Consider the following 12,823-nt stretch of genomic DNA (forward strand, 5'->3'; position numbering starts at 1 on the left):
GCACTGACGTCGTCGATGCCTGCCGGCCGCCATTGCGGCGTCGAGCCCTTGTCGATGATGGCAGCGCGGATGCCTTCGTAGAAATCGTGGCCGGCTAGCATGCGGTTGAGGATGCGGAATTCCATCCGCATGCACTCGTCCATCGATAGCGTCAGCCCGGCGTTGATCTCGCGCCAGGCGACATGCAGACCGGTCGGCGAGCGGGTGCGGATCGTCGCCAGGGTCTTTGCCGCGAACGCATCGGCTGGTGCGGCGCGCTCCAGGCTGCCGATGACGTCACCCAGCGACGTTTGCGCGAAATGCCGGACGATCGCTTCCAGCGTCCGACTGTCAGTCTCGCGGCGGGCCGGGACGGAAAAGCCGCGCAGCGCCGATTCCGGGTCGCCGGTCGCGACCAGCCGGTCGAGAAAACCGGACTGGTCCTGCGCCTTGATCGTATGCGTCGCCAGGCCCGACCACAAAGCGTCGCCATAGCGGATGCGGTTTCCGGTCAGGGCCAGATACATGCCGAAACTGCCGCCAAGGTTCGGCAGGAGATGACTGGCGCCGACATCCGGGAAAAAGCCGATGCCGACTTCCGGCATGGCGAATTGGGCGTTTTCGGTTAGCACCCGATGCGAACCGTGGAACGAGATGCCGACGCCGCCGCCCATGACGATGCCGTCGATCAGGGCGACATAGGGTTTTTTGAACCGCGCGATGCGGGCGTTCAGCCGGTATTCGTCGGCGAAGAAATCGACCGGCGGCTTTCCCGCCCGGCCGGCCTCGTAGATGTGGAGGATGTCGCCGCCGGCCGAAAACGCCCTGCCCTCGGCCTTGACGGCGACGACGTCGACGCCGTCGTCCCGCTCCCAGGCGCGCAGCGCCTTGTCGAGCGCCTTGACCATGCGGTGGGTGACGGCATTGAGCGCTTGCGGCCGCGTCAGCGTGACGATGCGGGCCCTGTCCAATCGTTCGAAGCGGATCTCGTCGCTGCCGCCAAAATCCATCGCCTGACATTCCCTCCCCTGCGCCGCCGGGACTGAAGTGCTAAAGCGTGGCGCATGGGTGCGTCAATGCCAAGGTCAATCCTGTCCTGTAACGGTCAGCCGGATTTGGCATACCGATATCCAGGTAATGCCAGCCTGGCACAATCGTGGCGCATTGGTCAGCGGCGGAAGCTCGTGGTAAAAGCTGCCGATCCCGGAGTTTTCGCGATGAACAAATTCACCCCAGCAAAGCCTGCCGGCGCGCGCAGCGTCGACGAGATCACCGGCAGCCGCCGTTTGCGCCGCATGCGCAAGGCCGACTGGTCGCGCCGCCTCGTCCAGGAGAACCGGCTCTCCGTCGACGACCTGATCTGGCCGATCTTCGTCGTCGATGGGAAGAATATCCGCGAACCGATCGCCGCCATGCCCGGCGTCTTCCGCCTGTCGCTCGACCTTGCCGTCAAGGAGGCCGAGCGCGCGGCAAAGCTCGGCATTCCGGCGATCGCCACCTTCCCGAATGTCGCGCTCGGCCTGCGCGACCAGACCGGCTCGCATATCCTCGATCCGGAAAACATCATCAACCGCGCCACGCGCGCCATCAAACACGCGGTGCCAGAGATCGGCATCATCACCGACGCAGCGCTCGATCCCTTCACCTCGCACGGCCACGACGGCATCTTGCGCGACGGCATCATCGTCAACGACCAGACCGTGGAGCAGGTCACTGCGGCTGCCGTCATCCAGGCGGCGGCCGGCGCCGATATCATTGCCCCTTCCGACATGATGGACGGCCGCATCGGCGCCATCCGCGACGCGCTCGACGCCAATGGTTTTCAGGATGTGGCGATCATGTCCTACGCGACGAAATTCGCCTCCGCTTTCTACGGGCCCTATCGCGAGGCGGTCGGCACCGCCGGCCTGCTCAAGGGCGACAAGAAGACCTACTATCTCGACCACGCCAATTCCGACGAGGCCGTGCGCGAGGCCGAGCAGGACCTCGCCGAGGGCGCCGACATGCTGATGGTCAAGCCCGGCCTGCCCTATCTCGACATCATCCGCAGGCTGAAGGACGAATTCCGGATGCCGACCTTCGCCTATCAGGTGTCGGGCGAATATTCGATGATCAAGGCGGCTGCCGCCAATGGCTGGATCGACGGCGACAAGGCGATGTTGGAATCGCTGCTAGCCTTCAAGCGCGCCGGCTGCGACGGCATCCTCACCTATTTTGCGCCCGAAGTGGCGGCGATGCTGGAGGGGTAGCATCCCCTTCAGCCGAACATGGGTTCGCGGCGCGAACAATAGCCGGCGATCCGCTTCGACATACAGGACAATTTCAGTTTCCGGCCGGTGAAACGCAGCGAGAGTCGCCTGGCCCTTCGCTTTCGCCTTGCCGTGTTCCAAACACCGCTTGCAAATCGCAATCAGTTAAGCTACCAATAACTGATTGCATAACGCAACTGGTTATCGAGGAGGCTCTCATGTCCAAACTTCGCGTCAACGCTTTCACCCTGTCGATCGACGGCTTCGGGGCCGGTCCTGACCAGGATCTCAGCAATCCTCTCGGTGTCGGCGGAGAAGATCTGCACAAATGGATGGTCGGCACCCGCACATTTCGTCAGATGGTTGGCAAGGAGGGCGGCACCATGGATACCGACGAGGCGTTCACCGTGCGCAGCTTCGAAAATGTCGGCGCCTGGATCCTGGGCCGCAACATGTTCGGCCCGATCCGCGGCGAATGGCCTGACGAGAACTGGAAAGGCTGGTGGGGCGACAATCCACCATACCACGTACCGGTCTTTGTGCTGACCCACCATCCACGCGACCCTATTGTGATGGAAGGCGGCACGACTTTCCATTTCGTCACCGACGGCATCCACTCGGCGCTGGAACAGGCGAAGGCGGCGGCCGGCGGCAAGGATGTTCGGGTCGGCGGCGGCGTCGCCACCATCCGGCAATATCTGCAGGAGAAGCTGATTGACGAGATGCACCTGGCGGTGTCGCCGCTGCTGCTCGGCAATGGTGAGAACCTTTTTGCCGGCCTCGACATGCTCAAGCTCGGCTATCAGTGCACCGAACAGGTGGCGACGCCGCTTGCCACGCACGTCATCATCAAGCGGGCTTAGCGGCACTTCTGCAACGTTGGTGATTGGCGAAAGCCCATTTCTCCCCGTCACTATACGGGGAGAAATGCGCGGCAGTGCAAAGAGGGGCGGCGCGATCGATCGAAGATTGCGTCAGAATGAGCTTGGCCCACGCAGTAACTTGGCCGGGTTCAACTGCCGAGGTCGGCGCCGCCCCTCATCCGCCGGCCGGCACCTTCTCCCGGTATACTGACGGGGAGAAGGGAACCCTGCCTCAATACTTCTCCGGTACATACAGCTCGCGCGGCAGCACCTGGCGCTCGTATTCGGGATTGAAGACGCGGTCGGGCAGCGTGATCTCTTCGTGCGGCACTTCTTCATAAGGCATCTGCTTGAGGAGATGATCGATGCAGTTCAGCCGCGCCCGCTTCTTGTCGTTGCCTTCGACGATGAACCAGGGGGCTTCGGGAATGTTGGTGCGGGCGAACGTCTCTTCCTTGGCCTTGGTGTACTGCTCCCAGCGCACGCGCGACTGCAAGTCCATCGGCGACAGCTTCCACTGCTTCATCGGATCATGGATGCGCATCTGGAAACGCATCTGCTGCTCCTCGTCGGTGATGGAAAACCAGTATTTGACCAGCGTGATGCCGGAGCGGACGAGCATGCGCTCGAACTCCGGCACGTCGCGAAAAAACTCCTCGACCTGATCCGGTTCGGCAAATCCCATCACCTTTTCGACGCCGGAGCGGTTGTACCAGGAGCGGTCGAACAGCACGATCTCGCCGCCTGCCGGCAGATGCGGGACGTAGCGCTGGAAATACCATTGCGACTTTTCGCGTTCGGTCGGCGCCGGCAAGGCTACGACGCGGCAGATGCGCGGATTGAGGCGCTGGGTGATGCGCTTGATGACGCCGCCCTTGCCGGCCGAATCGCGGCCCTCGAAAACCACGACCAGCTTCTTCTTGTGATATGCCACCCAGGACTGCAGCTTGATCAATTCGGATTGCAGCGTGATCAGGTCGCGAAAATATTGCTGGCGATCCATCGAGGGCGGATGCGCTTTCTTGTAGATCTTGGCGATCTCCAGCGACACCGCCGGTTCCGACATTTCCAGCTCGTAATCTTCGTCAAGCGTGTCGGCGAGCTCCGCCTCCAGCCAGTCCTTGGCAGGAGAATTCTGTTTTGCTTCGGTCATTTATGCTGCTCCGCGTGCGAGCCCCTGTCGGCGTCCGGCCTGCCGGCCAAGACCGAACACCTTGAGCCGACTTGCATACAGGCCGGCAATGACGGTTTTATTGCAGCCGGCCTGTGTGCCGGTCGCGCAAATCCGTGAGATGTGATCGATCGGCCTCCATGGCATGCACGACAAGCGGCTCGAATTGTCCTACAAATGCCAGGCTCCCCTCGGGCGGCCTTCGAAGCAGCCCTTCTCAACGCAATTGCGAGGATCTGACATGGAATACCGCACTCTCGGCCGTTCCGGGCTGAAGGTTTCGACGCTGACCATGGGCACCATGACCTTTGGCGGCGCCGGCGCATTTTCGGCGGTCGGCAAGACCGATCTCGACGAGGCGCGCCGGATGATCGACCTCTGCATCGATTCCGGCATCAATCTCATCGACACCGCCAATGTCTATTCGAACGGGCTTTCGGAAGAGATCATCGGCGAAGCGCTCGGCGGCAAACGCAAGGGCGATGTGCTGATCGCCTCCAAGGCGCGAATGCGGATCGGCACGGGCCCCAACGACGAAGGGCTGTCGCGCTACCATCTGATCCGCGAGTGCGAGAAGAGCCTGAAGCGCCTCAGGACCGACGTCATCGACATCTATTTCCTGCACGAATGGGACGGCACAACGCCGCTCGAGGAGACCATCGCCGCGCTCGACACGCTCGTCAGCCAGGGCAAGGTCCGTTATGTCGGCTGTTCCAACTATTCCGGCTGGCAAGTGATGAAGGCGCTGGGGATCAGCGACCGCCAGCACCAGCCGCGCTTCGTCACCCAGCAGATCCACTACACGCTGGAAGCACGCGAAGCCGAATATGAACTGCTGCCGATCTCGGTCGACCAGGGGCTTGGCGTGTTGGTGTGGAGCCCGCTCGCCGGTGGACTGTTGTCCGGCAAATACCACCGCGACCAGGCCACCTCCCGCCAGCTCAGCGGCTGGACGGAACCGCCGATCCGTGATGAGGACCGGCTGTGGCGGATCGTCGATGTGCTTGCCTATATCGGCAAGAGCCATGGCGTCTCGGCAGCGCAGGTGGCGCTTGCCTGGCTGCTAGGCCGGCCGGCCGTCAGCTCGCTGGTGATCGGCGGACGGACCGAAGCGCAGTTCAAGGACAATATCGCCGCTGCAAGCCTGGTGCTGACCAGCGATGAGCGCGCACGCCTGGACGCTGTGAGCCGCCCGCCCGTTCTGTATCCCTACTGGCACCAGCAATTCACGGCAAAGGACCGGTTTGGTCCGGCCGATCTGGTTCTTGACCGGGAAGATATCTGACAACGGTCCTGATCAGGTCGAATGTCGCCGCGGGTTAGCCTGAGATAAAACGCCAGACCTCGGGATCAGGCTCGATCTGGCCGCTGAGCACGAAGTACTTGTAGAGCACGAGCAAGCAGATCGCCTGCTCGGCCCCTTCGTCGGCGAACTTGCGGCAATAGGCGTTGGCGGCGGCAACGATGCGCTCGGCCTCAGTCGGATGACGTTCGAGATATTGCACCCGCTCGGCAAGATCCGTGAAATCAGGTTCGAGCGGCACATAGTGAACATCGGCCACGAGTTCGCTTTCGGCGAACCATGTCTCATACGTCGGCGGCGGCATCAGGCACAGCGAATTCGAACTCATGATCCATTTTAGGTTGGTCGCCACATCGTTGCCTTCGAGCGAAAATGATATAGCGACAGCGCCGCTGCTGATCGATGCTCAGATAAGATTTGCGATATTCCGGCGCTGCCGTCGGTTTGGGCGTGCCGACATCGCAAAAGGGCAGATCGCGCGCGGCCTCAAGAAGCAAGGTCCTTATCGGGTTGTTGAGCTCGCCGCGCCACACCGCAACCGGAAGCTTGTCAGCGAAGGCTACATCGTCGGCGGGCATGTGGAAGTGGCGGAACTTGTTGAGCTTGAACAGGACCCCATTCCTGTTGTCGCCGGCGATCGGCCGATCCTTGACGATCGACGGCATCGCAGGCACTTCAATGACGTCGCCGAATTCGAAGTCGATGCGCAAATCGGGATCGAAGTAGCGGGCAAATTCCTTCAGATCGTAGTAATACATGCTCCGGCCTCTCGGCAGCCGGCTGACCGGCACGGCGCCGGCGCTCGGCGCGAAAGGGTCCTGCAACCTATTGTAATAATTGAGACGCGCGCGGACCGATCCATCCGGAGGCCTGGCCTGATCGAGCAGCCCGGCGAGCCTGCGGCGGAACAGCGCCTGCGGTGCAACATCGCGTACGGCATTGCGCGCATAGTAGAATAGCTTCTGTACGTTTCTTTGAAGGGTGGCCATCGGTCACTTGATAAAAAGTCGGCTTGTGATTTGCCCCCGGGCCCCTCCTACACCATTGTGCCGACCTTCTTGCAAGCCACAGAACCGTGTTCAGCTAGCCTGCCGGCTGTGTATGGAGCCGATCGCTCTTTGCGGTGTTGTGTTTGGAGCCCAATGCTCCTAGGCAGGGCTAAGAACCTTGGGATTGTGAAAGGAAGAGATATGGCGCGAGCACCGAATTATGGCCAGGAACGCAAGGAACGCGACCGGCAGAAGGCCGCCAAGAAGGCGGAAAAGCAGGCGGCCAAGGTGGCAGCCAAGGAACGTTCGAAACCCGAAGACGAGACCACGTCCGAGACCGAAACGGAAACGGCAGAGTAAAACGCTCCGGCCCGCGAGGCGGATCGGATTTGGCCTAGGAATCCCGCTGCGTCTTCAGGCCGGCGCCTTGTCGCTGACGAACAAGTTCACCTCGCGCGCGGCGGCGATGAAGGCGCGCCTTGCGGTCATCGCCGGTTTGTCGCCGGCCAGCGCATCATGGCAGGCCTGCAGCGCTTCGCGATGCTTTGGACTGCGCTTGCCGGGCCAGCTGTTGAGGAGGTAATCGGAAGCCTCGCGGACGGTACGCAAGAGCTGAGTGGTTCCCTCCGCGCCCGACTTGACGGTCACGGGTGTTTCAAATCGGTTGTTTTCCATCGCCGCTCTTATGCCATCGGCGCCCGCGAAGCGAGGGCGAAAGTGGTTGCCTCCGCAATCACGCCGCGACGACGGCAAATCCCCTGGCGCGCAGGCCGCGGCGGTCATTGTGCAATGACATCACCAGCCGGTCGCGGCTGCCGACGATATGGGCCGAAAGCCGCCGTGCCGCCTCATCGGCATCGCCGGTCCGCACCGCTGCCAGAATGGCACGGTGTTGGGCCCAGGCACGCCCGAGTGCCGCCTCGTCGCGCACCTCCAGCCAACGGGCGCGTGACAGGCGCGTCATGGCATCGCGAACCGCCCTGAGCAGGAACTCGTTGCCGGACAGGCGTGCCAGCTTGATGTGAAAATCCATGCCGACGCGATGCCATTCCTCGCGCGGGGTGCCGGCGTCACAGGAGTCCAGCATCGCCTCGATGACGTCGACGGCGCTCCTCTCCTCCAAGGCACAAGTCAGCTTGACCGCCGCCACCTCGACCGCCTCGCGGTAAACGGCGATCTGCTCGAGCTCGGTGAGGTTGATCGGCGATACCGTCCAGCCGCGCCCGTCGCGGCAGACCAGACCTTCCGTCTCGAGCCGCAGCAATGCTGCCCTGACCGGCGTACGCGAGGCCCCGAAGCGGCATTCGATCCAGCGCTCCGTCAGCCGCTCGCCCGGGCCGATCTCGAGGCCGAGGATCATTCCGCGAAGGTGTTTTTCGACACTCTGCATCTGCGACATGGTGTTCCGTTCTGGCTAATTGTTCTGGATATCTGGTCGCTGCTCAGCGTTGAGAGCGCCGCATTGACAGCCGTCGAGCTTGCGTCCATGACGGATACCAATTTGGTATCCCACAACGGTATCTGCAGCAAGCCGCCGACAGACTTGCCGGACAGGACAGGCCATGCCGCAAGACGCCACCCCTGCCACGCAAGGCGCCCACAACATCCACTGGCGCCGCAATCTCGCCGTGTGCTTTGCCGGCTCGTTCAGCACGCTTGTCGCGATGACGCTGCTGTTGCCCTTCCTGCCGCTTTACGTCGAGCAGTTGGGTGCCGAGGGGCACGCGGCGATCGTGCAGTGGTCCGGCATCGCCTATGGCGCGACGTTCTTCGCCGCCGCGCTGGTGGCGCCGCTGTGGGGACGGCTGGGCGACCGCTACGGCCGCAAGCTGATGCTGGTGCGTGCCAGTTTCGGCATGGCCGTCTGCATGTCGCTGACCGGCATGGTGGAGACTGTCTGGCAATTGGTGCTGCTGCGCCTGCTGATCGGTTTCGCCGGCGGCTATTCCTCGGGCTCGACCATTCTCGTCGCCATGCAGACGCCGAAGGACCGGTCAGGCTGGGCGCTTGGCGTGCTGTCGGCCGGCATCACCGCAGGCGCCCTCGTCGGCCCCCTGCTCGGCGGCGCGCTGCCGCCTTTGATCGGCATCCGCGCAACCTTCCTGCTCGCCGGCGGCGTCATTTTCCTGGCGTTCCTGGCAACGACTTTTCTCATCGAGGAGAACCCTCGCCCGGTAGCCGACAAATCAGCATCGACTGAGAAGCCGAAACGCGGCTGGTCGCAAATCTCGGACAAGCGCCCGGTGGTCGCCATGCTGGCGACCGGCACGCTGTTGAGCTTCGCCACAATGTCGATCGAGCCGATCATCACGGTCTACGTCCAACAGCTCATAGAGGATCAAAGCCGCGTCACGCTGATCTCCGGCGTCGTCATGTCGGCGGCAGCACTTGGCGCCATTCTGTCGGCCTCGCGTCTCGGAAAACTCGCCGACCGCGTCGGCCATTGGAACGTCATCATTGGGGCGCTTGCCGTCTCGGCACTGCTGCTCATCCCGCAAGCCTTCGTCACGCAGGGCTGGCAGCTCGTCGGCCTGCGTTTCCTGATGGGGCTGGCGCTTGGCGGTCTTTTGCCCTGCATCACCAGCGTCATCCGCCACAATGTTCCGGACGGCGTCGGCGGCAATGTGCTCGGGCTATCGATCTCGGCGCAATATGTCGGACAGGTCGCCGGACCACTGCTCGGCGGCTTCGTCGGCGGTCATTTCGGGATGAGCGCGGTGTTTCTCGGCACATCCGTGCTGATGGCAGGCGGAGCTGCGTATAACTGGGTGGTCCAGTCGCGACGCGCGCGCGACATGCTGGTGCAGGCGGGCAAGTCGTGACACCGTTCGCGAGCTATCATTACTTGACGGAGACCAGAGACATGAGCACGGCCGAGCAGCCAGCAAGCGGCAGTGGCCGCATTCTCATTTTCACCGGCGGCCTGTGCGGCGCGGCCGGCGTGGCACTCTCCGCCGCGGCCGCGCACCTGGGCGGCGCTTTCGTCGGCGCGGCCGCGTCCTTCCTGCTCATGCATGCGCCGGTCTTTCTTGCCGTCGGCCACGTCGGCGCAAACCGGATCCTGCGAAGCGCAAGCCTTGTCCTTCTTGTCGGGCTTGTATTGTTCTGCAGTGATCTCCTCGCCCGTGACTTTCTCGGCTCGCGGCTTTTCCCGATGTCGGCGCCGATCGGCGGCACCCTGCTCATCGCCGGCTGGCTGGCGGTTGCAGCCTCGGCGCTCATGCGCCCGCGCTCCTGAGATGGCGCTTGCGGGCAAACGGCCGGGGCCCGTTTCCGCCAAACGACGATCAGTCAGACGATGACCAATCCTGCCGTTCGGGCCGGACCGGCAGGTCGCGATTGCGTGCACCCGGCTTGGTCAGGCGGCGCCGCTCCGGCCTATCGATGGCCGGCGAGATGCCCCAATAGTTGCGATAGATGTCTTCGAACAGATGATTGATCGGATGCATGGCTAGGCTCCCTTTTTGACTTGAATCGATCCAATCGAGAGACCCGAAAATGCCGTGCCGATCAGCTCCGCTTGCGCTCCACGAGAAAACGCAGATCGCGGATCCACGGGCCGGCCCTGCCGCGCCGTGTCCGGGTCACCGCGTTCGAGGTTATGCTCCAGTCGTTGCGATAGATGTCTTCGAAAAGATAGTTGACGGGGTGCATGGCTGTCTCCTTCCTGAATCGATCCAACCGACAAGTGGCATCGGGCTTGGATCGATTCAAAAATACACCCAACCGCACCAATGTCAAGCAAAAATTTGAATCGATCCAACGAACGTGATAGAGAGGAGTCTGGAGGCAAAAATGGCGTCATCCACCGAAAGCAATACAAGACCCATCCGGCTGGCCGACATCGCCAAGGCCGCCGGGGTTTCGCACGGCACCGCCTCCAACGTGTTCAGCCGCCCTGAGATCGTGCGCGAGGAGGTCCGCGAACGGGTCAAGGCGGCCGCCGAGGCGCTGGGTTATGCCGGGCCCGACCCCAAGGGCCGGCTGCTGCGCGCCGGCAAGGTCAACGCGATCGGCGTCGCCACGACCGAGCCCCTCGCCTATTTCTTCGACGACCCCTTTGCCCGCGCGATGATGGCCGGGATTTCCGAGGCATGTGACGCCACCGGCGCCGGCATCGCGCTGGTATCGGCCGGCAACCAGGAGAAGCTTGCCTGGAACATCCAGAGCGCCCTGGTCGACGGCTTCATTCTTTTCTGCATCGAGGGAGGTCCGCGCCTCGTCGAGTTGACGCGCGAACGCAAGCTCCCCTTCGTGGCGCTCGAGCTCGGTTCCGAGGACGACACCGTCTCGGCGATCGGCGTCGACAATGTCGTCGGCGCTCGCATGGCGGCACGCCATCTGGCGGAGCTTGGTCATCGCCGTTTCGCCGTGCTGTCGCTTGCCCTCGCCGACGGTCGCACCGGTCTGGTCACACCAGAGCAGGTCCGCTCGGCGGTCTACACGGGAACACGCGACCGCTATGCAGGCTATTTCGAGGAGCTCTCCCGCTTCGGCGTGGATACAGCCAGTGTACCGGTCTTCGAGACCGAGAACGACGAGGCCAGCACCAGAGCGGGCCTCGAAACGGTATTCGCCTCGGCCGAGCCGCCCACCGCCATCCTGACGATGTCGGACAGGATCGCCATGATCGCCATCGAGTGGCTGAAGGCACGTGGCCTCTCGGTTCCCGGCGACGTTTCCATCGTCGGCTTCGATGGCGTGCCGGACGCGGCGCTTTGCGATCCTGCGCTCACCACGATCGCCCAGCCGATCGCCGAGATCGGCCGCCGGGCGGCACGAACGATCCTTGATTTCGACGGCACGGTGCGGCGTGAGACGCTCGGCGTCGAGCTTGTCGTCAGGGCATCTTCCGGACCGCCGCCCAAAACAGCTTGAACCCGGACGCTTACGGATTGCTAGTCGCCATGGCCCCCACACCGAAGGGCGTATGGGCAGGCGGCGCCTCGCTACGGACCGGCTTGCTCTTACCGGACTGTCCAATACCCGACAGCCATTCAAGATAATAAGCGAGCGCGAACTGCATGGCGATTCCGGCGGCGATCAGCAAACTGTCATAGGCAAACCCGCCCGGGTTGATCAGCTTCATCACCTGCGCCACCATAGCGATCACCGTGCCGGCGATGAAAACCGGCAGCGAACGTTTGCCCAATATGGCGAGCGGATGGTCGCGACTGGTGCGGAACAGGTTCGAGACAGAAGGAAAGGCCATAATCAGGTAGCTCACCGCCAGGATGTGGACCAGCCTCGGCAGCGACAGGAATGTCTTGTCGAAGCCGGTCAGCACCACCGGCAGGTTCAGCCACGACACGTGCCCCCATAGCGGGCTGTGCACCCAAATCAATGCCGCCGCGACATAGACCGCCGCCGTGCCGACCAGCCAACGGTTGACCGGAATGGTGCCGCCGCGCTTGATATGTAGCATACTCGCCAGGCCGATGTTGAAGAGGAACTGCCACGACAGCGGATTGAGGAACCAGAAGCCGGGCTCAGGATAATTCGGCGGCGCGATCTGATAGATCCCGGCAACCAGCCACAGAGCTCCCGATATCGCGAGCGCCGCCACGGGCCTGTAGCTGATGAACAGCAGGAAGGTTGGCGCCATCAGCAGCAGCACCGCATAGACCGGCAGGATGTTGTTGTAACCGAGCTGATGGCCAAGCGTGACGATGCCGATCAGCACTTGCTGCGGGTTCCTGATCAATGGTTCGATGTTGATCAGCGTCAGCATGTCCGGCCGCTTCTCGAACACCGCCGCCGCGCAGAAAATGGCCACCACCACCATCGTCGTGACGATGTGGGCGACATAGAGCACACCGGCGCGACGCCACAATTTCAGAATCGCCATGAGCCGGTTTCCGGTCTGGAATTTTGAGCCATAGGCGAGCGCAACGGACATGCCGGAGATCAGCACGAAGGCTTCCGCGGCATCCGAAAAGCCGAAATTCTTGTAGGTCAGGGTTTCGAAAACCGTGCCCGGGACATGGTCGACAAATATGATTAGCAGAGCGAGAGCGCGGAACACATCGATACGCGTATCGCGTTCCGAATTTGGCATGGTCATCGATAAAAGGCCTCAAAGCTGGTTGTTCATGCCGGCGATCGATGCGACCGCCCGACGCACCCCTTCGATTCCTCCCGCAGGAGCATATCGCGAACAAACGGACGGAAATGCGCCCGGTTCAATCAACTTTGAAGGAGCCCGAAAATATTCCGTTTTGAAGCCGGCAAATGAACAAAAACGACGCGAAATCAAAAGGATGCAACTA

Annotated in this window: 17 protein-coding genes; 8 read left to right on the top strand and 9 right to left on the bottom strand. The window is 62.5% G+C overall.

The features are described 5' to 3' along the window. Nucleotides 1-989: 3-hydroxyisobutyryl-CoA hydrolase (locus EOA86_RS05740; protein WP_128340956.1), on the bottom strand; the 989-nt coding region annotated here is incomplete at its 3' end. 207 nt (nucleotides 990-1,196) lie between these two features. Between EOA86_RS05740 and hemB the strand changes: the two genes are divergently transcribed. Then, nucleotides 1,197-2,228 (top strand): porphobilinogen synthase, encoded by a 1,032-nt coding sequence (hemB, locus tag EOA86_RS05745; RefSeq protein WP_065008043.1) that lies wholly within the window; start codon nucleotides 1,197-1,199, stop codon nucleotides 2,226-2,228. Between the two features lie 218 nt (nucleotides 2,229-2,446). Next, nucleotides 2,447-3,091 carry a dihydrofolate reductase family protein gene (locus tag EOA86_RS05750; protein ID WP_065008042.1) on the top strand — a complete coding sequence of 215 codons (645 nt, stop codon included), beginning with the start codon at nucleotides 2,447-2,449 and terminating at the stop codon, nucleotides 3,089-3,091. Nucleotides 3,092-3,323: 232 nt separating this feature from the next. On the opposite strand, the gene ppk2 is transcribed toward EOA86_RS05750, so the two are convergent. Further along, nucleotides 3,324-4,244: a polyphosphate kinase 2 gene (gene ppk2, locus EOA86_RS05755; RefSeq protein ID WP_128340957.1), complete on the bottom strand. Its 921-nt coding sequence runs from the start codon at nucleotides 4,242-4,244 to the stop codon at nucleotides 3,324-3,326. A gap of 259 nt (nucleotides 4,245-4,503) precedes the next feature. On the opposite strand from ppk2, the gene EOA86_RS05760 reads away from it, so the two are divergent. Beyond that, a complete protein-coding gene (locus tag EOA86_RS05760; RefSeq protein WP_065008040.1) occupies nucleotides 4,504-5,547 on the top strand; it encodes an aldo/keto reductase in 1,044 nt (347 codons plus the stop codon). Between the two features lie 34 nt (nucleotides 5,548-5,581). Here the strand turns inward: EOA86_RS05760 and EOA86_RS41435 are convergent, their stop codons facing one another. After that, on the bottom strand, nucleotides 5,582-5,893 hold the full coding sequence (locus tag EOA86_RS41435; RefSeq protein WP_348633328.1) for a glycosyl transferase family 90: 312 nt from the start codon (nucleotides 5,891-5,893) through the stop codon (nucleotides 5,582-5,584). Next, entirely contained in the window at nucleotides 5,850-6,554 is a 705-nt protein-coding gene (locus EOA86_RS05765; RefSeq protein WP_348633329.1) for a hypothetical protein, read from the bottom strand. Before EOA86_RS05765 ends, EOA86_RS41435 begins: the two co-directional genes overlap by 44 nt. 201 nt (nucleotides 6,555-6,755) lie before the next feature. Between EOA86_RS05765 and EOA86_RS05770 the strand changes: the two genes are divergently transcribed. Next, nucleotides 6,756-6,914 (top strand): hypothetical protein, encoded by a 159-nt coding sequence (locus EOA86_RS05770; protein WP_023798419.1) that lies wholly within the window; start codon nucleotides 6,756-6,758, stop codon nucleotides 6,912-6,914. A gap of 54 nt (nucleotides 6,915-6,968) precedes the next feature. On the opposite strand, the gene EOA86_RS05775 is transcribed toward EOA86_RS05770, so the two are convergent. After that, nucleotides 6,969-7,229 carry a DUF982 domain-containing protein gene (locus tag EOA86_RS05775; RefSeq protein WP_128340961.1) on the bottom strand — a complete coding sequence of 87 codons (261 nt, stop codon included), beginning with the start codon at nucleotides 7,227-7,229 and terminating at the stop codon, nucleotides 6,969-6,971. Nucleotides 7,230-7,287: 58 nt separating this feature from the next. Further along, on the bottom strand, nucleotides 7,288-7,953 hold the full coding sequence (locus EOA86_RS05780; protein WP_128340958.1) for a GntR family transcriptional regulator: 666 nt from the start codon (nucleotides 7,951-7,953) through the stop codon (nucleotides 7,288-7,290). Between the two features lie 163 nt (nucleotides 7,954-8,116). Here EOA86_RS05780 and EOA86_RS05785 point away from each other — a divergent pair, with 163 nt between their 5' ends. Both EOA86_RS05785 and EOA86_RS05790 read left to right on the top strand, forming a co-directional pair. Further along, the gene (locus EOA86_RS05785; protein WP_127209892.1) at nucleotides 8,117-9,376 is read left to right on the top strand and encodes a multidrug efflux MFS transporter; all 1,260 of its coding nucleotides are present in this window, start codon (nucleotides 8,117-8,119) and stop codon (nucleotides 9,374-9,376) included. A 41-nt stretch (nucleotides 9,377-9,417) separates the two neighbouring features. Further along, a complete protein-coding gene (locus tag EOA86_RS05790; RefSeq protein WP_128340959.1) occupies nucleotides 9,418-9,792 on the top strand; it encodes a DUF423 domain-containing protein in 375 nt (124 codons plus the stop codon). 49 nt (nucleotides 9,793-9,841) lie between these two features. Here the strand turns inward: EOA86_RS05790 and EOA86_RS38450 are convergent, their stop codons facing one another. Together EOA86_RS38450 and EOA86_RS05795 are read right to left on the bottom strand one after the other, a co-directional pair. Beyond that, nucleotides 9,842-10,003, bottom strand: a complete 162-nt coding sequence (locus EOA86_RS38450) for a hypothetical protein (protein WP_164891578.1) — start codon at nucleotides 10,001-10,003, stop codon at nucleotides 9,842-9,844. A gap of 61 nt (nucleotides 10,004-10,064) precedes the next feature. Beyond that, complete coding sequence (locus EOA86_RS05795) at nucleotides 10,065-10,208, bottom strand: hypothetical protein (RefSeq protein ID WP_095521892.1); 144 nt, start codon at nucleotides 10,206-10,208, stop codon at nucleotides 10,065-10,067. Between the two features lie 141 nt (nucleotides 10,209-10,349). Between EOA86_RS05795 and EOA86_RS05800 the strand changes: the two genes are divergently transcribed. Further along, nucleotides 10,350-11,432 (top strand): LacI family DNA-binding transcriptional regulator, encoded by a 1,083-nt coding sequence (locus EOA86_RS05800; protein ID WP_128340960.1) that lies wholly within the window; start codon nucleotides 10,350-10,352, stop codon nucleotides 11,430-11,432. Between the two features lie 10 nt (nucleotides 11,433-11,442). Here EOA86_RS05800 and EOA86_RS05805 read toward each other — a convergent pair whose 3' ends face one another. After that, entirely contained in the window at nucleotides 11,443-12,618 is a 1,176-nt protein-coding gene (locus EOA86_RS05805; protein ID WP_127209889.1) for an OpgC family protein, read from the bottom strand. Here EOA86_RS05805 and EOA86_RS39280 point away from each other — a divergent pair. Beyond that, nucleotides 12,611-12,823: hypothetical protein (locus EOA86_RS39280; protein WP_206629963.1), on the top strand; the 213-nt coding region annotated here is incomplete at its 3' end. The two genes, EOA86_RS05805 and EOA86_RS39280, sit on opposite strands and share 8 nt — an antisense overlap.

The sequence above is a fragment of the Mesorhizobium sp. M5C.F.Ca.IN.020.32.2.1 genome, from assembly GCF_004023105.1.
Lineage (GTDB): Bacteria > Pseudomonadota > Alphaproteobacteria > Rhizobiales > Rhizobiaceae > Mesorhizobium > Mesorhizobium wenxiniae.

Excerpts from the sequence above, each read along its gene's own strand:
- EOA86_RS05790 (WP_128340959.1), top strand. The coding sequence starts at position 9,418 with ATGAGCACGGCCGAGCAGCCAGCAAGCGGCAGTGGCCGCATTCTCATT.
- EOA86_RS05785 (WP_127209892.1), top strand. The coding sequence starts at position 8,117 with ATGCCGCAAGACGCCACCCCTGCCACGCAAGGCGCCCACAACATCCAC.
- EOA86_RS05795 (WP_095521892.1), bottom strand. The coding sequence starts at position 10,208 with ATGCACCCCGTCAACTATCTTTTCGAAGACATCTATCGCAACGACTGG.
- EOA86_RS05805 (WP_127209889.1), bottom strand. The coding sequence starts at position 12,618 with ATGACCATGCCAAATTCGGAACGCGATACGCGTATCGATGTGTTCCGC.
- EOA86_RS05800 (WP_128340960.1), top strand. The coding sequence starts at position 10,350 with ATGGCGTCATCCACCGAAAGCAATACAAGACCCATCCGGCTGGCCGAC.
- EOA86_RS05770 (WP_023798419.1), top strand. The coding sequence starts at position 6,756 with ATGGCGCGAGCACCGAATTATGGCCAGGAACGCAAGGAACGCGACCGG.
- hemB (WP_065008043.1), top strand. The coding sequence starts at position 1,197 with ATGAACAAATTCACCCCAGCAAAGCCTGCCGGCGCGCGCAGCGTCGAC.
- EOA86_RS41435 (WP_348633328.1), bottom strand. The coding sequence starts at position 5,893 with ATGAGTTCGAATTCGCTGTGCCTGATGCCGCCGCCGACGTATGAGACA.
- EOA86_RS05780 (WP_128340958.1), bottom strand. The coding sequence starts at position 7,953 with ATGTCGCAGATGCAGAGTGTCGAAAAACACCTTCGCGGAATGATCCTC.
- EOA86_RS05750 (WP_065008042.1), top strand. The coding sequence starts at position 2,447 with ATGTCCAAACTTCGCGTCAACGCTTTCACCCTGTCGATCGACGGCTTC.
- EOA86_RS05765 (WP_348633329.1), bottom strand. The coding sequence starts at position 6,554 with ATGGCCACCCTTCAAAGAAACGTACAGAAGCTATTCTACTATGCGCGC.
- ppk2 (WP_128340957.1), bottom strand. The coding sequence starts at position 4,244 with ATGACCGAAGCAAAACAGAATTCTCCTGCCAAGGACTGGCTGGAGGCG.
- EOA86_RS05775 (WP_128340961.1), bottom strand. The coding sequence starts at position 7,229 with ATGGAAAACAACCGATTTGAAACACCCGTGACCGTCAAGTCGGGCGCG.
- EOA86_RS38450 (WP_164891578.1), bottom strand. The coding sequence starts at position 10,003 with ATGCATCCGATCAATCATCTGTTCGAAGACATCTATCGCAACTATTGG.
- EOA86_RS05760 (WP_065008040.1), top strand. The coding sequence starts at position 4,504 with ATGGAATACCGCACTCTCGGCCGTTCCGGGCTGAAGGTTTCGACGCTG.